17 protein-coding genes and 1 pseudogene are annotated in these 23,349 nt (G+C 47.1%); 9 read left to right on the top strand and 9 right to left on the bottom strand.

Going from position 1 to position 23,349, the window contains the following annotated elements; genetic code table 11:
- The first annotated feature begins 336 nt into the window (after positions 1-336).
- From DYH48_RS24140 to DYH48_RS20735, 5 genes and pseudogenes are all read left to right on the top strand, one after another.
- A pseudogene (locus tag DYH48_RS24140) lies at positions 337-5,226 on the top strand (PAS domain S-box protein).
- The gene (locus tag DYH48_RS20750; protein WP_014620512.1) at positions 5,226-6,158 is read left to right on the top strand and encodes a diguanylate cyclase; all 933 of its coding nucleotides are present in this window, start codon (positions 5,226-5,228) and stop codon (positions 6,156-6,158) included. Before DYH48_RS24140 ends, DYH48_RS20750 begins: the two are co-directional and overlap by 1 nt.
- Before the next feature lie 83 nt (positions 6,159-6,241).
- Entirely contained in the window at positions 6,242-6,736 is a 495-nt protein-coding gene (gene greB / locus DYH48_RS20745) for a transcription elongation factor GreB (protein WP_115335810.1), read from the top strand.
- A gap of 172 nt (positions 6,737-6,908) precedes the next feature.
- Positions 6,909-9,272: a Tex family protein gene (locus DYH48_RS20740; RefSeq protein ID WP_115335809.1), complete on the top strand. Its 2,364-nt coding sequence runs from the start codon at positions 6,909-6,911 to the stop codon at positions 9,270-9,272.
- Positions 9,273-9,489: 217 nt separating this feature from the next.
- Entirely contained in the window at positions 9,490-11,454 is a 1,965-nt protein-coding gene (locus DYH48_RS20735; RefSeq protein WP_115335808.1) for an LTA synthase family protein, read from the top strand.
- Between the two features lie 99 nt (positions 11,455-11,553).
- Here DYH48_RS20735 and DYH48_RS20730 read toward each other — a convergent pair whose 3' ends face one another.
- On the bottom strand, positions 11,554-12,111 hold the full coding sequence (locus DYH48_RS20730) for a hypothetical protein (protein WP_115335807.1): 558 nt from the start codon (positions 12,109-12,111) through the stop codon (positions 11,554-11,556).
- Between the two features lie 61 nt (positions 12,112-12,172).
- Entirely contained in the window at positions 12,173-12,967 is a 795-nt protein-coding gene (gene bioH, locus DYH48_RS20725; RefSeq protein WP_115335806.1) for a pimeloyl-ACP methyl ester esterase BioH, read from the bottom strand.
- A gap of 32 nt (positions 12,968-12,999) precedes the next feature.
- Here bioH and DYH48_RS20720 point away from each other — a divergent pair, with 32 nt between their 5' ends.
- Complete coding sequence (locus DYH48_RS20720; RefSeq protein ID WP_172481222.1) at positions 13,000-13,791, top strand: ComF family protein; 792 nt, start codon at positions 13,000-13,002, stop codon at positions 13,789-13,791.
- 241 nt (positions 13,792-14,032) lie between these two features.
- Positions 14,033-14,611, top strand: coding sequence for a Fe-S biogenesis protein NfuA (nfuA, locus tag DYH48_RS20715; protein ID WP_006079591.1), 579 nt, complete (start codon positions 14,033-14,035; stop codon positions 14,609-14,611).
- Positions 14,612-14,695: 84 nt separating this feature from the next.
- Here the strand turns inward: nfuA and DYH48_RS20710 are convergent, their stop codons facing one another.
- Together DYH48_RS20710 and DYH48_RS20705 are read right to left on the bottom strand one after the other, a co-directional pair.
- Positions 14,696-16,633, bottom strand: coding sequence for an alpha/beta hydrolase family protein (locus DYH48_RS20710; RefSeq protein WP_115335805.1), 1,938 nt, complete (start codon positions 16,631-16,633; stop codon positions 14,696-14,698).
- Between the two features lie 80 nt (positions 16,634-16,713).
- Positions 16,714-18,081 carry an MATE family efflux transporter gene (locus DYH48_RS20705; RefSeq protein ID WP_115335804.1) on the bottom strand — a complete coding sequence of 456 codons (1,368 nt, stop codon included), beginning with the start codon at positions 18,079-18,081 and terminating at the stop codon, positions 16,714-16,716.
- A gap of 22 nt (positions 18,082-18,103) precedes the next feature.
- Here DYH48_RS20705 and DYH48_RS20700 point away from each other — a divergent pair, with 22 nt between their 5' ends.
- A complete protein-coding gene (locus DYH48_RS20700; protein WP_115335803.1) occupies positions 18,104-19,150 on the top strand; it encodes a polysaccharide deacetylase family protein in 1,047 nt (348 codons plus the stop codon).
- Here the strand turns inward: DYH48_RS20700 and DYH48_RS20695 are convergent, their stop codons facing one another.
- From DYH48_RS20695 to DYH48_RS20675, 5 genes are all read right to left on the bottom strand, one after another.
- Positions 19,151-19,783: an SCO family protein gene (locus DYH48_RS20695; protein ID WP_115335802.1), complete on the bottom strand. Its 633-nt coding sequence runs from the start codon at positions 19,781-19,783 to the stop codon at positions 19,151-19,153.
- Positions 19,784-19,830: 47 nt separating this feature from the next.
- On the bottom strand, positions 19,831-20,736 hold the full coding sequence (cyoE, locus tag DYH48_RS20690) for a heme o synthase (RefSeq protein WP_006079596.1): 906 nt from the start codon (positions 20,734-20,736) through the stop codon (positions 19,831-19,833).
- Between the two features lie 14 nt (positions 20,737-20,750).
- Positions 20,751-21,728, bottom strand: coding sequence for a COX15/CtaA family protein (locus tag DYH48_RS20685; RefSeq protein WP_071940320.1), 978 nt, complete (start codon positions 21,726-21,728; stop codon positions 20,751-20,753).
- Complete coding sequence (locus tag DYH48_RS20680; RefSeq protein WP_115335801.1) at positions 21,728-22,273, bottom strand: redox-active disulfide-containing membrane protein; 546 nt, start codon at positions 22,271-22,273, stop codon at positions 21,728-21,730. The genes DYH48_RS20685 and DYH48_RS20680 overlap by 1 nt, the downstream gene beginning before the upstream one ends.
- A 91-nt stretch (positions 22,274-22,364) precedes the next feature.
- Complete coding sequence (locus tag DYH48_RS20675; RefSeq protein WP_115335800.1) at positions 22,365-23,129, bottom strand: SURF1 family protein; 765 nt, start codon at positions 23,127-23,129, stop codon at positions 22,365-22,367.
- On the opposite strand from DYH48_RS20675, the gene DYH48_RS20670 reads away from it, so the two are divergent.
- Positions 23,128-23,346, top strand: a complete 219-nt coding sequence (locus tag DYH48_RS20670) for a DUF2909 family protein (protein WP_115335799.1) — start codon at positions 23,128-23,130, stop codon at positions 23,344-23,346. The two genes, DYH48_RS20675 and DYH48_RS20670, sit on opposite strands and share 2 nt — an antisense overlap.
- The last annotated feature ends 3 nt before the right edge of the window (positions 23,347-23,349 follow it).

Raw genomic sequence — 23,349 nt, 5'->3', positions numbered from 1 at the left:
ATTGGTGCTTATTCTACTGACGAGAAACAGTTAAGATTAACCAACTGGCTGAAATTGAAAACGAATCTGCCTAATATAGCCGCATTCAACCAAGGCGACTAGCTCACCTTAGTAACTTGAATGCGATAAATGCTGATATTGATTGCCCAATGTTAATACTAAGCAAATGAAATTGCATGGGAATACTCGCGTTTATTCACGCTATAGCTGAAATTGTAACTAAATGGGCATCAGCAACTTTTGGCGCATTTATCGTTTGTTGCCACTCGCTGAGTGGCAAAAGAATTTTTATTAGTCCAAAATCATAACTCTCTGATTAAAAATTATTAGGCGTTTATGCACTTGTCCATGAGTTATAAAAATGCTTCGAAATGGGGCTTATTAGTCCTGTTGATTGGATTGGTGCTAAGCGCGTTATTAACAGGGTTGACGGGGCGCATGAACGCCCAAAAGATTGAGCAAGCCTTGCGCGAGGACGCGGAGCAAATCAGTGAGAACGTGATTAACCGTATCACCTTATATCAATATGGTTTACGCGGTGCACGCGGCACGATAGTCACTGCGGGTGAGCATGATATTAGTCGTGCTAGCTTCCATCGTTATAGTTTAACGCGGGATGTGGACCATGAGTTTCCCGGCGCCCGTGGATTTGGCTTTATTCGTCGAGTACCCAGTGCCGATGAAGCGGCATTTATAGCAAGAGCTCGTCAAGATGATTGGCCTGATTTTAATATTCGCCAACTTAACGCTCATGATGGCGAAAGATACGTTATTGAATATATTGAGCCAGTAGACCGCAATAAAGCTGCCGTTGGCTTAGATATTGCCTCAGAGGCACATCGTAAAGCCGCTGCCGATGCGGCTATGTTATCCGGTGAAGTGCGCTTATCTGCACCCATCACATTAGTGCAGGCTACGGGTAGGCCGCTACAATCATTCTTAATTCTGCAGCCTATTTATCGCACGGGTTTAGTACCTAAAACACAACAGGATAGACTGTCAGCCGGGTATGGTTGGAGTTATGCCCCCTTAGTGACGAACGAAGTTCTAATGGGGTTAGCGTTGAATCAGAAGATGACTAAGCTGTTGCTTAGCGATATCACCCAAGCTGAGCGTCCCATCAGTTTTTTTGAAACACACCCTGATGAGGCGTCTCCACTATCTGCATATCGCCATAAAATGACGAAAGACATTTTTGGTCGTAAATGGCAGATAGAAGTTATCGCTTATCCATCCTTTATTAAGTCATTGCATCTTAATCAACCCAGTTTAGTGCTGTTGAGTGGCAGTTTGTTTAGCCTGCTTTTAGCTGCGTTAATTGCCATGTGGTCCATCAGTTTGCAGCGTAAGCAGCAGGTGCTGCTTGAACAGGCTAGGCGCGCCAGCATGCTGGAGCATTCTCTCGATGGCATTATCAGTTATGACACTAGGGGCCAAATTACCAGTTGGAACCAAGGTGCCGAGCAGTTATTTGGCTATACCGAAGCGCACGCTCTTGGCCAGTCGTGTTGTAAATTGATTGTTCCTGCCAGCATAGTGCAGGAAGAAAGAGCATTATTCGCCGAAGTGTTAGCGGGGAAAACCTCTTTAAATCGGATAACTAGCCACCAACGGCAGGATGGTAGCCATTTATCAACCTCGACTACAGCCGTACCTATTTACGACGAGCACGGCAAGATAGCTGGCATGAGCCAAACGATCCGCGATATTACAGCGCAGCTTGAAGCTGAACGACATATTTTAAGCTTGAATGCAAGTCTCGAACGGCAAGTCACCAAGCGTACCCATGCGTTGCAGCAGGCGTTACTCGAAAACCAAACCTTGCTCGACACTATTAATCAACAGCTACTCTATTCCGTTACTGACCCCAATGGCGTCATCTTAGAGGTGAATGATAACTTTTGCCGCATTAGTGGCTATTCGCGTGAGCAACTTGTGGGGAAAACCCATGCAATACTCAAGTCGGGTGAACATGATGTGTCTTTCTGGCGATCTATGTGGCAACAGATAAACTCGGGACAGTCTTGGCACGGTGAAATCTGCAACCTTGATAAGCATCAAACGTTGAAATGGTTCGATACTGTGATTGGTCCAGTATTTGATGAATACGGTAAAATTGAACGTTTTGTGGCATTAAGGATTGATATTACCGACCGTAAGTTGACACAGATTGAGAAAAATAACTTAGGGTCATTACTGACTAACGTGCTCGATGCCGCCTCTGAAATGTCCATTATAGCCACTGATGTGCAAGGCAATATCACCATTTTTAACCGTGGAGCAGAGCGCTTACTTGGTTATTCAGCCGAGGAAATGATAGGCCAATCTACCCCTGCGCCTCTGCATTTGCTCGAGGAGGCGATGATAAGATCTGCAGAGTTATCCGCTGAATATGGTAAAGACATTCAAGGCTTTGATGTTTTCATCTATAAGGCAAGAGCCGAAGGTTCGGAAACTCGCAATTGGACCTATGTGCGTAAAGACGGTAGCCAGTTCCAAGTGTCACTTTCTGTCACTGCTATGCGTGACATTGTTGGCGAGATTATTGGTTATTTAGGCATTGGCGTCGATATTTCACTGATGTTACTGCAGCAACAAGCACTGATGACGGCCAGTAACCATTTAAGTAAGGCAGCCGAAGTGGCTCAATTAGGTATCTGGACTTGGAATCTGCTCGGTAATTCGCTTGAATGGAATGAACGTATGTTTGCGATTTACGATCAGCCTGAAAGTCTTCGTGAACAAGGATTAACCTATTAGCACTGGTCGATGCGGGTCCATCCTGACGATATTGCTTTTGCTGATGCTAAATTGAAAGGCGCTGTTGAAGGAACGGCGAAATATGACCCTATTTTTAGGGTGGTAAGGACAGATGGCTCGATTCGCTTCGTTCAGGCAGCCGCCCAAGTAGAGCGCGATAAACAGGGTCATGCGATTAGAGTGATTGGGATTAATTTAGATATCACTGAACAGCAACAATTGGAAGAAAGCTTGCGAGAAGCTAAGCAGGAGGCCGATGCGGCGAGTGCGGCTAAGTCTGCATTTTTAGCCAATATGAGCCATGAAATTCGCACCCCAATGAATGCCGTATTAGGCATGCTGCAATTAATTCAATACACCTCTTTGTCTAGGCAGCAGCAAGATTATGTTAATAAAACTCAAACGGCCGCTAAGTCCTTATTAGGACTGCTGAACGACATTCTCGACTTTTCTAAAATTGATGCTGGCAAGTTAGTACTCGATCTTCATCCCTGTTCGATTGAATTGCTGATGCGGGATCTTGCCGTTGTACTGTCGGGTAACCATGGTGATAAAGATGTCGAGGTGATGTTTGATCTCGACACGGCTTTACCTCCTTGGCTGTTAGCAGATCAACTTAGATTGCAACAGATCCTCGTTAACCTCGCGGGTAATGCCCTTAAATTCACTCACCACGGTCAAGTGATTGTCGGCATTGAATGTTTACGCCATGAGGCAGATACAGTCACAGTACAAATTTCAATTACCGATACGGGTATTGGTATCAGTGATGAGCAGATTGAGCGGATTTTTACCGGATTTGAACAGGCAGAATCCTCAACATCACGCCGCTTTGGGGGCACAGGGCTCGGGCTAGCAATAAGCAAAAGGCTTATCGGCCTTATGGGCAGTGAGTTACATGTGACCAGCAAGGTGGGTGTTGGAAGCCGTTTCTGGTTTGATATGACGTTTCCTATTATACAAGTCGAACAAACTCGGCACACAGACCTTAGCGGATACCGTGTGTTAGTGGTTGATGATAATGAATTGACGACGGAGATTTTAGAGAAAATTTTGACCGGATTTGGGTGTGAGGTTGAAACTGCCTTAGGTGGATATGCGGCTCTAGAGAAGGTTAAAAAATCCCATGACAAATCGGTACCGTTTGATGTGGTGTTGATGGATTGGCGTATGCCAGACCTTGATGGGTTACAAACCGCCGAAATGCTGCGTAACTCAGACGCGAATAATCAGACTCCGCTGGTGGTGATGTTAACGGCCTACGGCCATGAAGTGATTGCCGAGAGTCAGCAGATTAGACATGTCCCTTTCGTTAATTTCCTCACTAAACCTGTGACATCGCAGATCTTGGCTGAAGCTGTGTTAAATGCCATCGAAGGTAAGACAATGGAGGCGCACCCTCAGCCGCGTTCACAGCGATTTTTAGCAGGGCTAACCATATTAGTGGTGGAAGATAATCAACTCAATCGACAAGTTATCGATGAGCTATTGAGTTATGAGGGCGCGAATGTCGTATTGGCAGAAGGCGGCATGGAAGGTGTTTCCTTGGTGCTCGAGAGTGGTGACTTATTCGATATTGTCATCATGGACATGCAAATGCCCGATATGGATGGATTGGAGGCGACTCGACGTATCCGCGCTGATGGACGTTTCGCAGCATTACCGATACTTGCGATGACAGCTAATGCTTCACAGTCCGATAGGCAAGAGTGTCTCAATGCGGGTATGAATGACCATGTTGGCAAACCCATCGATATGCCACTATTACTACCGAGTATTTTGCGCTTAGTTGGCCGTGAGGATATGACCTCTGCTGAATTTGAAGGGCACTGGCCTGAAGCGACGCAGGAGCAGAGTGATGAGCAATTACTCGATGATATTCGCCTGATCCTGCGTCGTTTTGGGGGGAATCAGTCTTTCTTCCAAAAAATGGCCAAAAGTTTTGCGCCTGAAATGATGAAGCAACTCGCGCTCTTTAAGCAGTCGACTAAGATATTTGATCACTCAACGGCGGCGGCGATTAGCCATGGTATTAAAGGCATTGCCAGTAATTTTGGTGCTCGGCGTTTAGCTGCGCATGCGGCTTACTTAGAGAAACAGTTTAAGCAAGAATGCCCTGAACTGATTGATATTAAGCGCTGGACGGATACGTTAGAGGTACTCATTAATCAGAGTAGTCAGCAGCTTTCAACCTACTTTGAGGTGGAAGAATTTAATGCAGTTATTAGCGATAATGTAGAAAAAGCCGTGTATTCTTCGGTATCGGTGCAAAGTGTTAAGACGGACCTTAATACCCTAATGAACCTATTAAAAGAGAACAATTTAGAGGCTATGGCCTTAACTGACCAGTTAGCTGAATTGCTGTCAGGCCATCCACAATGGTCCATATTGCATGGGCAAGTGCAAGCGCTCGATTTTAATCAGGCATTAGATACGCTACGGATTATCATGTTGGAGGAGGCGTAATGCATCTTGCAGAATTAATTGCTCGGCCCCAAAGTGAGAAAGGTAAGATCCTCATCGTTGATGATCAGCCGCTCAATATCAAAATATTGCATCAACTCTTCAATGAAGAGTATGAGTTGTTTATGGCGACCAATGGTGAGCAGGCGATAGCCATATGCCAGAAGGTACAGCCAGATTTAGTGCTGTTAGACATTGAAATGCCTGGTATGTCGGGTTTTGACGTTTGCCAACATCTTAAAGCCGATCCTGAAACCGCGACTATTGGGGTTATTTTTGTTACGGCTCATTTTGATGAAGTGCAAGAAGTTAAAGGTTTTCAGCTGGGAGCAGTCGATTTTATCCATAAACCTATCAATCCAATTATCACCACTGCGCGGGTAAAAAATCAGTTTACCCTCAAGCGACAATCTGATCTGTTGCACTCTATCGCGCTGCTTGACAGTTTAACGGGCGTCGCCAATCGACGTCAGTTTGAGCAGCGACTTCCTGAAATATGGAAACATTGCTGCCGCAACGAGTTAGCCTTATCTGTGGTGATGCTAGATGTGGATTTTTTTAAACGTTTTAATGATCGTTATGGTCATCAGGAAGGCGACCAATGTTTGCGACAAGTTGCAAAAGCCATTAGTGATTCTCTGCAGCGCGCGACTGACTTTGTTGCACGTTATGGCGGGGAGGAGTTTATTTGTATTCTGCCAGAAACCAAGCTTGCCGGTGCCATTCATACGGCACAGAAAATAGTGAATGCAGTACAAGCTTTGCATCTTGAACATCTCGAGTCGAGCTTCCAAGAGGTGACGATTAGTGCGGGTGTTGCGAGCGTGCTGCCCAAAAGTGATTTGACTTGGCAAACACTGATCGAAACAGCGGACCAGCAATTGTACTTGGCGAAAGAGAGTGGACGTAACCAAGTAGTAGGCCTAGGGCTTTAGCCTGTGAGTTTGTATGTGATTTTTAGCGTGCATTTTGTGAGATTGCCGCTGTTTTTTGCTCAGCATGTGGATAATAAAGAGTTATGAAAGCGCATTTGATCACCCGACAGGGTTGGCAAACTTTAGATAAAGAATTGAAGTATTTGTGGAAAGAATATCGGCCGCAAATCACCCTTAAAGTCCAAGAAGCGGCGGCGCAGGGCGACCGTAGTGAGAACGCTGATTACACTTACAACAAGCGTTTGTTAAGACAAATTGACGGCCGAGTCAGGTACTTAGTTAAGCGGCTGGAAGAGTTAAAAATCGTCGATTACTCACCGCAGCAGGAAGGTAAAATATTCTTCGGTGCTTGGTTTGAGCTTGAAAATGAAGCCGGTGATCGCGTGCGTTATCGGATCGTCGGTAAAGATGAGCTCGATACCAAATTGGGCTACATCACCATCGACTCGCCCATGGCGCGTGCCTTAATCGGCAAGCAAGTGGACGATGAGGTGGTAGTGCAAACGCCATCGGGTCCAAAAGAGTGGTATATCAATCAGATCCGTTACACTCCTTTTGAATCCACTCTCGCCAGCTAGGCAGATTAGCGACAGGGTTGCAGCCGTGACAACCGCTGCGGTCACCATGGCATGGCGATGAAAGATCAAAGACTCTGCTTTGACCTAGGCTTTAGCATGAAACATACGGGGCGCCTGTGGTATCTTTGGCGCAATAACGACTTACTTTACAGTTAGGCACGACACTTTATTTATGCAAACTAATGCACATAACATCGCTCAGATTATCGCTCAAGAACTGAATGTTCGTGAGCAACAAGTTGCCGCAACCATCACTCTGCTTGACGATGGTGCGACAGTTCCCTTCGTTGCCCGTTATCGTAAAGAAGCCACGGGCGGATTAGACGATACGCAACTGCGTACCTTGTACACACGTTTAGGTTACCTGCGTGAGCTGAACGACAGACGCCAAGTGATTCTGTCTAGCATCCAAGCTCAGGGTAAGTTAACGCCAGAATTACAAAGGGCTATTGACGACGCAGACAGCAAGACACGTCTCGAAGATTTGTATCTGCCCTTCAAACCTAAGCGCCGCACTAAGGGCCAAATCGCTATCGAAGCTGGGCTTGAACCATTAGCCGATGCCTTACTGGCTGACCGTAGCGCCGATGTCGAAGCCAAAGCGGCGGGTTATATCAATAGCGAAGCGGGTTTCGCCGATGTGAAAGCTGTGCTTGAAGGCGCGCGTTATATCCTGATGGAGCGCTACGCCGAAGACGCGGAATTACTGCGTAAAGTGCGTGAACATTTAAGCCAAAACAGTGTGTTAGAAAGCCGCTTAATTGCAGGTAAAGAGAAAGAAGGCGCGAAATTCCGTGATTATTTCGAGCATACCGAACAGTTAGCGAAGATCCCTTCTCACCGTGCGCTGGCGATGCTGCGTGGCCGTAACGAAGGTTTCTTAGCGTTATCTATGAATGCCGATCCTGCTGCTGAAGCGGGCCAAGGCAGTTATTGCGAAGTAATTATCTGCGATCACTTAGGGCTGAAATTAGGCGATAGCAGCGTCGATCAATGGTTGAAAACCGTGGTGACGGCGACATGGCGCATTAAGATTGCGCTACAGATGGAAACCGAGTTTATCTCGCAAATGCGCGAACGCGCCGAAGCCGAGGCCATTAAAGTTTTCGCCCGTAACTTAGGTGATTTATTGATGGCCGCTCCAGCGGGCGCGAAAGCGACCATGGGACTCGATCCAGGTTTACGTACTGGCGTGAAAGTGGCGGTGGTCGATAACACGGGTAAGATGTTGTGCCATGCGACGATTTTCCCGCACGCACCGCAAAATCTGTGGGAAAAGTCGATTCGTACTTTGGCTAACTTAGTCAAAATGCATAAGGTTGAATTGATTGCGATTGGTAATGGTACGGCATCACGGGAAACCGACAAGCTAGCCGCTGAGCTGATTGCCGCCGTGAAAGATACCCATCCACAGTTGACTAAAGTGATGGTCAGCGAAGCGGGCGCGTCTGTGTATTCAGCATCGGAATTGGCGGCGCTGGAGTTTCCTGATCTCGATGTCTCGATTCGTGGTGCTGTGTCTATCGCGCGTCGTTTGCAGGATCCGTTAGCCGAACTGGTGAAAATTGAGCCTAAATCTATCGGTGTGGGCCAATACCAACACGACGTGAGCCAAAGCCAATTATCGGGTTCGCTGGAAGCCGTGGTGGAAGACTGTGTAAACGGTGTGGGTGTGGATCTCAACATGGCCTCTGCGCCTTTGTTGTCGCAAGTGGCTGGTTTAAACAAGACGTTAGCGAAAAATGTGGTTGATTACCGCGATGCCAATGGTCAGTTTAAGAATCGTAAAGAGTTGCTGAAAGTGCCACGTTTAGGGCCTAAAGCCTATGAGCAAGCGGCGGGCTTTTTGCGTATTCGTGAAGGTGACAATCCACTCGATGCCTCGTCTGTGCATCCAGAGGCTTATTCGTTAGTGGAAACTATCGCTAAGACTAAGCAAGTGGAGCTGGCGAGCCTGATGGGTAACTCAGATCTACTGCGCAGCATCAAACCTGAAGAGTTCATTACGGCGGAGTTTGGTTTACCTACTGTGACGGATATTTTGGCCGAACTGGATAAGCCAGGTCGTGATCCCCGTGGTGAGTTTAAAACCGCCAAGTTTAAAGATGGTGTGGAAGAACTTAAACACTTGAAACCTGAAATGGTGCTCGAAGGCGTGGTGACCAACGTGACTAACTTTGGTGCCTTCGTCGATATTGGCGTGCATCAAGATGGACTGGTGCATATCTCTTCACTGACCGACAAGTTTATCAGCGATCCCCACACAATCGTGAAAGCGGGTGATGTGGTCAAAGTCAAAGTGATGGAAGTGGACGTCGAGCGTCGTCGTATCGGTTTGAGCATGCGTTTGGATGAAGCTATCGATCAAAGTAAATCGCAGCAAAGACCACATAATCCTGCCAGAACTCATAATGGTAAGGCACCACAGTCGACGAAACCTGCTGCACGTCCTGCACAAAAGCAAGCACCTAAAGCACCTGCGAACGCGGCCATGGGCAATGCCTTTGCCGATGCCTTCGCTAAGCTGAAAAAGTAAGCGTTAACCGTTAAGACTCGGACTTAAGCCATGTCCGAGTCGACTTTTTTACATGTTACTCACAAAATTGTTGCATCAATATCGTCTTAGGGAATATAAAGTCGGCATTTAATGCAACGTTAAGCAAAATCGGTTGTCATAGCACAGCTTATTCACCGATTTTTTTCAAATTGACACTCCAACGCTGAGTGGCTCATTATACGTTTTGGGGTAACACATGCAATCTGGTTTATCACCTCGCGGGCACAACAATGCCCATGGGCCTTTCCGCGCCATCTTTATTTTCTCGCTATTAGTGCTTTTTATTGCCACCGCGAGCCGTATCGCTTTAGGGCTGTGGCAAGCCGATCGCGTGGCCGCTGTTGATGGTTGGTCGCATCTCTTAATCCAAGGTTTACGCGTCGATATCGCGACTCTGTGCTGGTTATGGGGTATTGCTGCCTTAGGAACCGCATTATTTTCGGGTGATCATTTTATTGGCCGTCTGTGGCAGCCAATTTTACGGGTGTGGTTAACTGTCGGTCTGTGGATCATCCTCTTTTTAGAAGCATCGACTCCTGCGTTTATTGAAGAATACGGTATTCGCCCAAATCGTTTGTATGTAGAATATCTGATCTACCCGAAAGAAGTGCTTTCTATGCTGTGGGCGGGTCGCAAACTTGAGCTGATCTTCTCCGTGCTATTAACTATCGGTACGCTTTGGGGGGGCTGGGTGTTAAGCGGTAAGCTCACTAAAAATCTACGTTTCCCGCGCTGGTACTGGCGTCCTGTATTGGCAGTGCTTGTTATCGCCATGACGTTATTAGGTGCGCGTTCAACCTTAGGCCATAGACCGATTAACCCTGCTATGGTGGCGTTTGCCGACGATCCATTAGTGAACTCTTTAGTCATCAACTCAGCCTATTCATTAGTGTTTGCCATCAAGCAGATGGGTAGTGAAGAAGATGCCTCTAAAGTGTATGGCAAGTTAGATAACGCTGAGATTATTGCGACCATAAGACAGGAAAGTGGTCGTCCTGAAAGTGTATTTACCTCAACGGATATCCCATCGCTAAGCTTTAACCAAGCCAGTTATACCGGAAAGCCAAAGAACTTAGTGATCCTACTGCAAGAGAGTTTAGGCGCACGTTTTGTGGGGAGTTTAGGTGGTTTACCCCTGACTCCGAATATCGATGCCTTGTCCAAAGAAGGTTGGTATTTCGATAACTTGTACGCCACTGGCACTCGTTCAGTGCGCGGGATAGAAGCCGTAACGACAGGTTTTACCCCGACGCCAGCTCGTGCTGTGGTGAAACTGGGTAAGAGCCAAGTTGGCTTCTTCAGCATAGCTGAATTACTTAAAAATCATGGCTATACCACGCAGTTTATTTATGGTGGTGAGAGCCATTTCGACAATATGCGTAGCTTCTTTTTGGGTAACGGCTTTAGTGACATCATAGATCAGAAAGATTATAAATCTCCGGCCTTCGTGGGTTCGTGGGGCGCGTCAGACGAAGACTTAATGCGTAAGGCGAATAGTGAGTTTGAGCGTCTACACAGTGAAGGTAAGCCTTTCTTTAGTTTAGTGTTTAGCTCGAGTAACCACGATCCATTCGAATTCCCTGATGATCGTATCGAGCTGTACGAACAACCTAAGCAAACCCGCAACAATGCGGCGAAATATGCCGATTATGCGATTGGTGAGTTTTTTAAACTCGCGAAAAATGCAGACTACTGGAAAGACACGATTTTTATCGTGGTTGCCGACCATGACAGCCGAGTAGGTGGTGCGGATCTGGTGCCAGTGTCACGTTTTCGTATTCCGGGTTTAATCCTTGGGGATAATTTAGCGCCAAAACGCGATCATCGTATAGTGAGCCAGATTGATTTACCGCCGACACTTTTATCATTGATTGGTATTTCAGACTCTTATCCTATGCTAGGCCGAGATTTGACCCAGGTCAGCGATGATTGGCCTGGACGCGCGTTAATGCAATACGATAAAAACTTTGCCCTGATGGAAGGTAAAGATGTAGTGATCCTGCAGCCAGAAAAAGCGGCTCAAGGTTTCGAATATAACGAAAAAACTGAGCAGTTAACGCCTTATGCGCCAGCTGCAGCAGCGTTAGAGAAGAAAGCCTTAAGTTGGGCATTATGGGGCAGTTTGGCCTACCAGCAAGAGCTGTATCGTTTGCCTAAATAAGCGTTAAACAGCATAAAAAATGCCGCTATTTTTAGCGGCATTTTTGTTTATCATTCATGTTAATTTTGTGCGCAAACGGATTCATACGATTGGAATAGGTTAAATCCACGTCGACATAATAGATTCTTGCTCTGGCTGAGTCTGTTGTTGATAGAACTGACCAATGCGTTGTCCAAGCTGTTGATAAAATTGAGTCGGTTCTCCTTGGAGCGATTGACGCGCCGCACTGCTGGTATTCGCTTTGGCGTTACTGCTGGCATAATTTGCCGCACCTTGACTGACCTTTAAGCGGATATCCTTACGTTGCAGCGCCGCTTGACCGCGTGCGGCAATTTTAAGCGTCTTAGGTAAAACTCGCTCGGCCACCACAATGGGGGCTTTTTTCTCTTGTTGCTGTTGGCTTTGTTGCTGCGAGGATTGCTGTTGCTGCTGTTTTTCTTGAACTTGTTGCTGATTATTCTCGAGCGTTTTGGTTTGTTGCTGAGTTTGATCTGCTGTGCGTTCATTCTGCGAATTAAAGGCACGTTCTTCATGGCCTTTAGTGGCAGCTTGTGGGGGAATGACCACAGGTTTCAGTTGGTTGTCGACCCGAGCCGAGTCCGTCGCGACATTACTGGTCGCTAGTGGGACTTGGGGGTAGTTACTGACAACTAACATGGAAAATTCCTTGGTGCACTAATGGTTAAATACTAGTCATTAATCGCTCAAAGATAAAGCGTTAGCGTGTCTGTAACGCTAACCAAGGCATAAATATCTGCAAAAACTCCTGTTGATGGGAAATAAACGGCGCATGTGAGGCTTTGGCTAGCATCACATCTTCAATTTGCGGCGTGATCGGCATCTTAGGTTGTACGCGTTTGGGGACGAGTCCATCGAGTCGGCCCCAAATTCTAAGCCAAGGTTGCTGTAACTCTGTCAGTTGCGGCCTTAAGTCGATGTCGGTCAGCATACTCAGACCTTGAGTTAAGGCTCTGGCATCGGGTAACGGACGCGCAAGCACAAGATCGCGCAGCCGTTTGATATCTTCCTTGGCGGTTTCGCTGCCCATGGCTTGAATCGCCAAAAATCTCTCAATGGTTTTAGGTAAATTTTGCCCGAGTTGTTCTCTAAATTGATTAAGGACTTGGGGCGGAATGCCCGGCCATGCTTCGTCTTCCCTTGCCATAAAGCAAGGGGATGAGGCAATAGTGATCAAGCCTTTGATTTTTTGCGGATAACTCAGTGCTGCCTGAGTCGCAACTAGCCCACCAAGTGACCAGCCGGCCCAAATAGCGTGTTCTGGTAATGCGGCGACTAAGACATCGACCCAAGCTAATAGATCACCTTCCACCATCTGACTATGGCCGAAGCCCGGCAAGTCGACATAGTGCACCCTATACTGAGACAGTGACTCATGTAATGGCGTAAACACAGCGCTATTGACTCCCCAACCGTGAAGCATCACCAGATCTGGCCCTTGGCCTCTGATTTCAATATGCAAATTTGCGTGGTTTGTGGATGTCACTTGGCTCACTTGAGTGCCTCAAAAATGGATTAGGTGAAGGTATGTCGCGCTTTGTTAAAAGGATTTGGCCGCCATCCGCTTGGCGGATAGTGTGTTTAGGCTATCAACTCAGCACAAGGTGGTTGGCGGGCAGTTTACCTAACCGTTGCCTGCTGTGCCACCAATCCATACCTATCCCCGAGACGGGCATTTGCATCGTTTGTCTTCAATCTGGCTTATATCATGGACCTATTTGCTTAGGCTGCGGTAAGTCGATGCAAATCGAGGTTGATTATTGCGGGGAATGCCAAAAGCGTCAGCCGCGTAAAGTCGTTGCCCCCTGCAGTTACCATCAAGGTTTAGGTGCTTGGATCGGCGCGATTAAATATCAGGGGCAACTTGCCGCTTTACCTGTGCTATGCCGCGCCTTAGTGGCGCGAATTAAGCTATTAGAACAGCAAGGATTAATCATGCTGCCGCAAGCTATAGTGCCAGTCCCATTGCATCCAAAACGCTTGCAACAACGGGGGTTTAATCAGGCGTGGTTAATTGCCCATGAGTTATCACAGCTCTTGCAACTGCCATTAGTGAGCAAAGGATTAACGCGCCAGCAAGACACTCGGCCGCAGGCCGGACTTTCAGGTGCACAACGACGACGCAACTTACACGATGCCTTTATGTTAGCGGATGATTTTGCGTTCCAGCGTATTGCACTGGTGGATGATGTGGTCACGACAGGCACCACAGTCTCTGAAATTGCCCGCTTATTCGAAGCGCGATACGTACATGTGCAGGTATGGTGTTTGGCAAGGGCAGAGGCGCCAGGCTTGTTGGATGATCTCGATAATGAATGAGAAGCATGTATATAGCGTCTTGGAATGTCCACTCAAGTGACTGTCTTATTAGCATTATTCGATTTTAATTCGCTAAGCTTTTATCGTTTAAATAGCTCAAATGACCCAGTCGAATCGTGATCGCTATGGCAAAAATCCACAAACTTGCTACCCAAGGGACTACAAAGCGAAGGTGAGTCGGAGTATCATACGGCTAATTCTTACTAAAACACTCAGGTATCCCCTGACGGAGCAGGTTTTCATGATTACCATTTCCGATGCGGCTCAAGCCCATTTTGTTAAGTTGTTAGCAGATCAACCTGAAGGCACTCATATTCGCGTATTTGTGATCAGTCCAGGAACCTCGCAAGCCGAGTGTGGTGTGTCTTATTGTCCACCGGATGCAGTAGAAAGTGATGATATTGAAATCGAGTTCACTGGCTTCAATGCTATGGTCGATGAGAAGAGTGCACCTTTCCTTGAAGATGCCACTATCGATTTTGTGACTGACCAATTAGGTTCACAACTCACGCTCAAAGCTCCTAACGCAAAAATGCGTAAAGTGTCTGGCGATGCACCTTTAGTCGAGCGTATCGAATACGTGATCCAATCTGAGATCAACCCTCAGTTAGCCGGCCATGGTGGTAATATCATGCTGGTTGAAATCACTAAAGAAGGCGTAGCTGTACTGCAGTTCGGCGGTGGATGTAACGGTTGTTCTCAAGTTGATATCACCCTGAAGGATGGTATCGAGAAACAACTGTTAGACATGTTCCCAGGTGAGTTGACTGGCGTACGTGACGTGACAGATCACCAACACGGTGAGCATTCTTACGCTTAATCTTGTTTGTTGAGCTGAATAAAAAACGCGACCTCTGAGTCGCGTTTTTTATATTTTGCATTCGCTTAAAGTGCTGCTGTTCAGTTATAACTTATGGTTGAGGTTATCAGCTAAGAACTTATCTAAGGCTTTAAATGTCGCGAGTCTGTTGTCGTTATTGCTCAAGTAATGATCGCCATTCTCCAGCTCAATATACTCCACTGGTTTTTTCAGTGATTTGAGTTCGTCATACATTTCTCGGCTATGTTGAACCTTCACCACTCTGTCCTTATCGCCATGTAGCAGCAATACTGGGATGTTAATTTTATCGGCTTTACTGATCGGCGAGCGGTCATAGAGCGCATCAAAGTCATCCCCTATTTGCTCTTTAACCACTTTATAGTTAGTAAATCTTCGGCTCGATTTCACTAGATAGGCCACATCGGTGACACCCGCTACACTCACGGCGCAGCGGTAGAGATCGGGAGTCATGGCTGCACCCATTAAGGCCGCGTAACCACCATAGCTAGCCCCGACAATACAAATACGTTTAGGATCGCTAATCCCTTGATCTATTAGGTAGCGAGTCCCGTCTTCGACGTCGTTTTGCATTTCGAGTCCCCAGCTTTTTAGGCCAGCTTTCATAAACTCATAGCCGTAACCTGCCGAGCCCCTGAAGTTCATCCGAAATACCGCATAACCACGATTAGCGAAGAACTGTGCCCAGTAGTCAAAGTCGTTGCTGTCGTAACTGATGGGGCCGCCATGGGGGAAAATAATCGTCGGCAGTTGCTTGGCTTCAAGCCCTTTTGGCACGGTTAGGTAAGCATCGATTTTGAGCTTATCCCTTGCCTCATAAGTTAAATATTGGGTATCGGCGAGGAGTTCACTCTTGAGTCTGCCGTATCGGTTAGCGATTGGATAAAGCGTTTTTTCGTCCCTATCGCCAAAATAGTAAGTGCCGGGCTCGGTCGAGCTAGTGGAATACACTATGTAGCGGCGTTCATCGGTACTGAACTGAGTAATATAGTTGTGTGCATTGGGTAACACGGCTTTAAGGCCATTTTGTAGGCCCACATATTCTTTTTCCCAAAAGGTGTATTCTTCGCCGTCACCTTCACTGATACCAATCACTTTTTTCTTCAGTTTCGAATAGAGTAAATTACCTTCAACGTCAGTATCTTCATTGGCGTAGACCAATTCTTTTGTGAGCTTAGGATCGGTCAGATTGACTTTAAATATGGCTTCGAAACCTTGGTGATAGGCGCGAACGTAAAGAATATTGGGGTCAGCATCAAAACCTAATGGCCAAACACTGTCCTCTGAGAAGGCTTTAAAGGTCCAAAGTAAACGTGAATCTCTCTTTTGCTCGGCCTGTTCATAAATGCGGTACTCAGTATCATCGTTATAGATAGAAATACGGACCTTGTGTTGCCTGTCAGTAATCCAACTGATGATCTTCTTTTTAGCATTTTGGGTGTAACTGGATTTACCCTGCGCTAAATTGACTTTCAGTACACTATCTTCGCCTACGTTTTCGCCCATTCCGTCTAATGACAGTAAAATATTGTCGGGATCATCTGCCATCAGATCGATAATTTGTCCCTGATGTTGCGGTATCCAATTGAGACGATCTAAGACACTGCGTGGAATGACACTCGAGGTTTTTTTAGTGGTCAAATCATACTTAACAAGGCGGGTTTCGGTTGTCGGTGTACCGTAACGGTTAGCCGGAAACTTAGCACTGATCAGTAAGATATTATCGTTTGCCCACTGCAGAGACAGGATGACAAATTTTTGATTATCCGTGTGCAACGGAATGCTTTTTTCGCCTGTTTCTATATCTTGGATACTAACGACAGTACCTTTGAGTTTGGCTTGGTCGACGCGTACAACCGATGCGAGTTTTTTGCCGTTAGGCGAGAGTTGCACAGAGCTAACATCTGGGATGCTTGCAAAGGCTTCAACGGGTAATTGTGGCGCTGTGTCGGCAACGGCATGGTTGCATAGCCACATAAAAAGCAGCGGTAAAATCCTTTTCATTATAGAATCACATCTTTGTTACAATTGTAAAATCAACATCATAGTGATTTTGATATTTGTAAGCTACTGTCTTTACAGATTTAATTATTCAAAAAGTCTTTGCTGAAATAATAGTGCCCCGCAAGCGTTAGGCTTCTGGCGATCATAAAGACACTCATGGCGGCCCAAAGGGCGTGGTTACCTTGCTCAGGCAATAATAGTTGCTGCAGCAAATACCAGGTCGGGAAAAATGCACCGAAGGTGGCGAGTATCATGCTATTGCGCATCACTTTGCCTTTAGCGGCACCGATATAAACCCCGTCGAATAAATACGAGCTAAAAGACCATAAAGGCAAAAATATCAGCCAAATAAGATAGGTCTGTGCAGTGGTTCTGACCTCATTAATGCTGGTCAGTAACGCGATAATATTACTGCCAAAAAGACTGAATACAGCGCAGAACCCTAACGCAGTAATGGCCGACCAGCTCCAGGCTAAGATCACTGCTTCCCGTAATTGCTCCGCCTGTTTTTGGCCATAGGCTCGGCCGACTTCTGCCTCGGCATAATAGGCAATGCCATCGAGTGCATAGGAGATTAACAGCAGTAAATTCAGTAACACGGCATTGGCGGCAACGGTATTATCACCCAGACCCGCACCATGAAAAGTCATAAAGGCAAAGGCCGCTTGCAGGCAGAGGCTGCGGATAAAAATATCTGTGTTGAGCCTCAGTAATTTGCCGTACCCCGTCAGGGTGACATGGGGTAATAGCTGGGATAAGCGAAAATCGGCTTCGCGCTTGAGTTGCTGTAACACCATAGTGAGTGCGACTGAGAAAGCGGTGATATCGGCAAAGACTGAGGCGAGGGCGGCGCCTTTAACGCCCCAGCCTAAGCCGAGGACAAACACCACATCGAGAATAATATTGGCAAGGTTGGCTAATATCAGCTGCCACATAGCGGCTTTAGGTTGCTGACGTCCCAATAGCCAGCCAAGCATTACTAAGTTGAGTAGGGCGAAGGGCGTTGACCAAATTCGTACCTGAAAATACTCGCGGCAATAGCGCTCGACTTCGCTACTCGCTTCGGATAATCCTAGCGCTAAATTTAATATCGGGACTTGCAGCGCGATAACGCCAGCGCCCAATAACACAGCTAGCATAGCGCCTTGGACTAAGAGTTTATGCTGGGCGTGAAGATCATTTGCACCATAGGCCTGCGCGACTAAACCTGTGGTCGCCATACGCAAAAATCCCAATAACCAAATGATTAATGTGATAATCGTTGACCCGACAGCGACTCCCCCTAAATAATAGGCTTCACTCAGATGACCTATGACAGCCGTATCGACTAAGCCCAAAAGTGGGATAGTGATATTGGAGAGTATCATCGGCAGGGCAAGCGCCAGTAATTGACGATTTTTCGCGCCGTTAAGCATTAGGTCGAGCCAAGTTGATTTAGCAGTATTCATTAATTTCAGAGGTGTTCACATTATGGTTAAACGTGTGCTGTTGGCACTCATAGGGCTAATGACGTTTTCTGCCCATGCTGTGGTCATTCTGCAATATCACCATGTGTCAGAAACCACTCCGGCGGCCACAAGCGTGACGCCCGCGCAATTTCGTGAGCAAATGCAGTTTCTAGCCGATGATGGCTTTAAGGTGATCCCGCTTTCTCAGGTAGTTGAAGCGATAAAGCAAAAACAAGATTTACCTGCGAAAACAGTCGCAATTACCTTCGACGATGGTTATCGCAGCATAGCCACTACGGCGCATCCTATCCTAAAGGAATTTGGATTTCCCTACACCTTGTTTGTGGCAATTGAGCCGATTAAACAAAAGTTTACCGAGATGATGACTTGGGATGAGCTGATAACGCTATCCAAGGAAGGCGCCGATATTGCTAACCACAGTTGGGCGCACGAACATTTGATCCGCGCCTTAGAAAATGAATCACAGGCGCAGTGGCTAGCGCGAGTAAAGGCCAATATTTTAGACACAGAAAAAGCCATTTTGGATGCCACAGGGCACAATTTCAAAATGCTGGCTTATCCCTACGGTGAGTACAATCAAGCCTTGCAGGATATGTTAACCGAGAATGGCTTTGTTGCCTTGGGGCAACAATCGGGTGCCGCTGGGCCCTATTCGCCATTAACGGCGCTGCCGCGTTTCCCTGTTGCTGGACAATATGCTGATTTAAAAAGCCTTAAGGCCAAGCTATACAGTTTAAATATGCCTGTGATTGCGCAGAGTCCTAGTGATCCTGAGTTAAAGGGCGGCCACTGGCGCCCAGAGCTTAAAGTCACCCTAGATATGAGCGATATCTCGGCTAAGCAAGTGATGTGTTATATCCAAGGCCAAGGTTCAAAACAGCCGACTTGGTTGAGTGAGAGCGAGTTTAGTGTTCAAGCGGATTTAGCTTTACCTGCGGGTCGTTCCCGTTACAACTGCACTGCGCCGAGTAAGGCGCGAAATGGCTACTATTGGTTTTCTCAGCCTTGGGTGAGGCCAAAGGACGATGGCTCTTGGGTCAAAGAGTGATCAACGACTAGGTTTGTATTGAGCCACTATTTTTCTAAAATCGCTAATCATTTCATCATTTAACACTTGCGGCGGTTTGCCTAGCGCGGCCGTAGGTTTAAACACTGCGACTCGCGTTCCCTGCGGCGACACCAACACATAACCCGCACTATGGTCGACTTGGTAGTTTTCCCCTTCACCGACCATGGCATAGGTCTGCCCTAAGCTGCGGGTGAGCGGGAAGATTTGTGTCTGCTCGCCCGTGACCGCTTTAAATTCTGGATTGAAAAAATTAACATAGGTCAGGAGTTTATCCGGTGTGTCCCGTTTGGGGTCGACGGATAGAAACACCACCTGCAATGGCGCAATTTTGTTTAGATCGGGATAAGCCGCCGCGAGTTTATTTAAGGTCGTAGGACAAACGTCGGGGCAAAAGGTAAAACCGATAAAGAATAAGCTCCATTTCCCCTGCAAGCTGGCGTTGGTAAAAGCCTGCTGATGTTGATCAACCAATTCAAAGGGCGCTAATTCATAGGCCTGCGGAAACAAAAAACCACTCTCTAGCTCGATAGGTTTCGGGGGATTAAATTTCACCGCAAATAGACCGCCAAGGCCGATCAATAATATGGCGATGACTAAAATTCTTTTCTGCATTATTGGCTCCATAACGACAGGTTAGCGCGACAAACGAGTTGCATACACTAGTTCCACAAATAGTGGTCGAGCAGTAATGCCATAAATAACAACATCAAATGATAGATAGAGAAGCGGAACACTTGCATCGCCAAGCCATCATGATCCCGATATTTAAGTTGCCATGCTTTATAAATAAATCCGGTGCTGAGCAAACTAGAGCAGACGAAATATACAGGCCCACACATGCCAACCAGCACAGGTAATAGGCAAGCAATCGCCAGCAATACTGTGTAAAGCAGAATACAGGTTTTAGTAAACTCGACACCGTGGGTAACCGGCAGCATAGGAATATCCACTTTGGCATATTCGGCGCGTCTGTGAATGGCCAGAGCCCAAAAATGTGGCGGCGTCCACGTAAAAATGATGATCACTAACAGCAGCGCATGACCATGAAATTCGTTCGTCACTGCCGTCCATCCCAGCAAGGGAGGCATGGCTCCCGCAAGGCCGCCGATCACAATATTTTGTGATGTCGCGCGTTTCAAATAGGCAGTATAAACCAAGGCATAACCAATCAAGCTGGCAAAGGTCAGCCAAGCCGTGAGTGGATTCACCAAGGAATATAAGACGATAAAGCCAAGGCTACCTAAGCTGGCAGCGAAAATTAACGCGCGCGTAGCCGAAATGCGTCCCTTAGGCAGCGGGCGATTGTAGGTGCGCGCCATTAAGCCATCGATACGGCGATCGATCAGATGATTCAACGCCGCCGCCGAGCCCGCCATCATGGCAATGCCCAGCATACCAGCGAGTAAAGGTTGAACGGGCACCGCATGGGGTACGGCCAAACACATGCCGACTAAGACAGTGAGCAGCATAAGTGCGACCACTTTAGGTTTGGTCATTTCAAAATAGGCGCGCCATGTCACGCTGAAAGTGGGTAGGCTACTGGTGATTGAGAGTGGTTTTGCCATCTTGGATCCCTCGCTTATGCTTTGCGCCATAAAAAATAGTTGATTGCGACTAAGGTCAGCAGCAGTAATGCCGCCCCGCCGTTGTGAGACACGGCAATGCCGAGTGGTAAATGCATCACTACGTTAGAAATACCTAAGCTCACTTGCAGGATCACTAACCCTACCAATAAGAGACTTAAGGCCCTCATCCCAGCAGCGCCAACAAATAATCGATAGGCGAGCACGAGTAATAAACTCGCGGTAACGATAGCGCCAATTCGGTGGGCGATGTGGATAGTCATACGTGCTGGGTAATCGAGCACTCCAAATTCGAAACTGTGGTGTTGGCCTTGGAATGGCGAAAAAGCTTCCGCTATTGCCAAATTATCCACCCAGTTGCCTTCGCAAATGGGTAAAGCGGTGCAGGCGAGCGCCGCATAATTAGATGATGTCCAAGCGCCCAACATAATCTGTCCTACAAGAACGAATAGGCTCACCAGTGCCAGCTGTGCCAGATTGCGGGCATAGGTTTCGCTATTAAAGATCCGCCGTGGTCGGGTTCGCAGATAGAGGAGTAACAATAGTGAAATCAGGCTGAAGCCACCAATAAGATGCGACATCACCACTATAGGCATGAGTTTCATCGTCACTGTCCACATGCCGAGTGCCGCTTGAAAGAGGATCAATAGCACTATGATGAGCGGCAATTTTTTCGGTGCTTCCGGCGTTTTCAAACACAGCACTAAGATGAATAACACCAGTAAGCCAAGTCCGCCGGCGATATATCTGTGGATCATCTCCAGCCAAGCTTTTTCTGGGTGGATATCATGATCGGGGAAGATGGTTTGTGCATGGGCGATTTCATGGTCTTGGGTGGGCACCTTGATATGGCCGTAGCAACCCGGCCAATCGGGACAGCCTAGCCCCGCATCCGATAGGCGAGTGTAAGCGCCCATTAAGATCACCAACAAGGTAAAGACTAAGGTTAAGCGTAGGACCCAAGTTAGCTGCATCAATCTACCCTCGACAGTTTTAACAACTTACGCAGATCCGCAACCAAGGCCTTGCCTTGAGCTAAATGGGCTTCTCTGCCCTGCACTTGGGGATAGCGCAGCACTAAGCTACCTAAGGGATCGACTATGAGCAGCTGCTGTTCATCTAGCCAATGGCTTAAGCCAGCATTAGCGGGACGAGTGTTAAACTGAAAGGCGCTTAAAGCATTGAGATCGCTGTCGGGATGGGTGAGGATCAGCGGTTCGACTCGTGCCTGATCTGGCCCTAAAGCAGTGTGGCTTTGGCGTAAAATATACAGGCGTTCGCGGCAAGCATCGTCGCATTGGGCGGGCAGTAAATACAGCAGTTGCCATTCTTTGGGATTGGGATTTTCAACCCCAAGGCTGGTATAACTGGTCTCAGGATTGATCAGCTCGCCATGATTAGTGGCGCCGCCGTGGTATAAATTCAGGCTCAGCACTAGCTTGGCTATCACCACGGGCGCGATAAACGCCAGCAACAACAAGCCCAATGCTTTGTGTTTAGATTTATTCTGGGAGTTCATGCTTGCTCCTCTCATTCAAATTATCCCTAATTTATTGTTTTATATTTATTTAGTTTTTATTTGTGTCTTGCTAAGTATGGTACGAATTTCCCTATTCGCTCCTTGAGTTTGCGATTGTTTCGGCACTATGGCGTTTTACATACTTAATCCCTTGCCACAGCATGAGCCCAGCAAACACGGCTGCCATCGAAAACCACTGCAGCGCATAACCCCAATGTTTTTGCGCCGACAGTGGGAAGGGCTGCCAAGGATGTGGCAAGGCGAGGGCGGGTAGCTCATCCGGTTGCAGCACTGCATCGAGCAAGGGATGGCCTAACATCTGCGCCATTTCCGGTATATTCAAATTCTGAAAGCGAACACTTGTCCCTGTTTCTGCCATTAAAGCCTGACTCAAAGGATTGATTTGCTTTTGATAAAGCCGACCTTCGATATTCAATTCACCGCTAAGTGGGCTGATGTGGGGCAACTCATCACGGTGGGAACTGGCTGCGACAAAACCTAATTCGACAAGTACCCAAGGTTGACCCGCTGCCACTTGCAGGGGCTGAAAGGCTAAATAGCCCACTTGGCCCTGATAGATTTGATTATCCAGTAGCCATATTTGCGAGCTCGCGGGTATGGCGTGCACATGCAGTCGATAACCTGTTACGCCTTCCTTATCGATTTTGAGTTGGAGCTGCTCAAAACTTAATGGCAGCAAGGATTGTCTTGCCTCCATTTGGGCTAACAGCATGGTTTTTTCTTCGCCGCGGGCTAATTGCCATTGACCTAACTTGACCAACATCACGAATACAGCCACAGTCAATATCAGTAAAAAAACCGTTAATTTATTCAGCAGAACATAAGGATATTGCATGAATACCCTATTCATTTTTAAATTGGTCTTAGTTCTGCTGTTGCTGTTCATCATTTTTAATCTAGGTAGGGCCTTGTTTATTATGGTTAAAGGTGACAACCAAGTGCCTATGAGCCGTTATCTTGGTCGCCGGGTGATTTTCTCGGTACTCGTTATTCTGTTACTGCTGGTGGCCTTAGGGACTGGGTTAATTAGCCCCAATCCCACGCCTTACTAAAGC

It is taken from the genome of Shewanella baltica, from assembly GCF_900456975.1.
GTDB lineage: Bacteria > Pseudomonadota > Gammaproteobacteria > Enterobacterales > Shewanellaceae > Shewanella > Shewanella baltica.
Note: the sequence above shows the minus strand (reverse complement) of the source record. Positions and strands in the feature narration are given on the sequence as shown.

Coding starts and splice junctions, on each gene's coding strand:
- DYH48_RS20750 (WP_014620512.1), top strand. CDS start 5,226: ATGCATCTTGCAGAATTAATTGCTCGGCCCCAAAGTGAGAAAGGTAAG.
- greB (WP_115335810.1), top strand. CDS start 6,242: ATGAAAGCGCATTTGATCACCCGACAGGGTTGGCAAACTTTAGATAAA.
- DYH48_RS20740 (WP_115335809.1), top strand. CDS start 6,909: ATGCAAACTAATGCACATAACATCGCTCAGATTATCGCTCAAGAACTG.
- DYH48_RS20735 (WP_115335808.1), top strand. CDS start 9,490: ATGCAATCTGGTTTATCACCTCGCGGGCACAACAATGCCCATGGGCCT.
- DYH48_RS20730 (WP_115335807.1), bottom strand. CDS start 12,111: ATGTTAGTTGTCAGTAACTACCCCCAAGTCCCACTAGCGACCAGTAAT.
- DYH48_RS20720 (WP_172481222.1), top strand. CDS start 13,000: ATGTCGCGCTTTGTTAAAAGGATTTGGCCGCCATCCGCTTGGCGGATA.
- nfuA (WP_006079591.1), top strand. CDS start 14,033: ATGATTACCATTTCCGATGCGGCTCAAGCCCATTTTGTTAAGTTGTTA.
- DYH48_RS20710 (WP_115335805.1), bottom strand. CDS start 16,633: ATGAAAAGGATTTTACCGCTGCTTTTTATGTGGCTATGCAACCATGCC.
- DYH48_RS20705 (WP_115335804.1), bottom strand. CDS start 18,081: ATGAATACTGCTAAATCAACTTGGCTCGACCTAATGCTTAACGGCGCG.
- DYH48_RS20700 (WP_115335803.1), top strand. CDS start 18,104: ATGGTTAAACGTGTGCTGTTGGCACTCATAGGGCTAATGACGTTTTCT.
- DYH48_RS20695 (WP_115335802.1), bottom strand. CDS start 19,783: ATGCAGAAAAGAATTTTAGTCATCGCCATATTATTGATCGGCCTTGGC.
- cyoE (WP_006079596.1), bottom strand. CDS start 20,736: ATGGCAAAACCACTCTCAATCACCAGTAGCCTACCCACTTTCAGCGTG.
- DYH48_RS20685 (WP_071940320.1), bottom strand. CDS start 21,728: ATGCAGCTAACTTGGGTCCTACGCTTAACCTTAGTCTTTACCTTGTTG.
- DYH48_RS20680 (WP_115335801.1), bottom strand. CDS start 22,273: ATGAACTCCCAGAATAAATCTAAACACAAAGCATTGGGCTTGTTGTTG.
- DYH48_RS20670 (WP_115335799.1), top strand. CDS start 23,128: ATGAATACCCTATTCATTTTTAAATTGGTCTTAGTTCTGCTGTTGCTG.
- DYH48_RS20675 (WP_115335800.1), bottom strand. CDS start 23,129: ATGCAATATCCTTATGTTCTGCTGAATAAATTAACGGTTTTTTTACTG.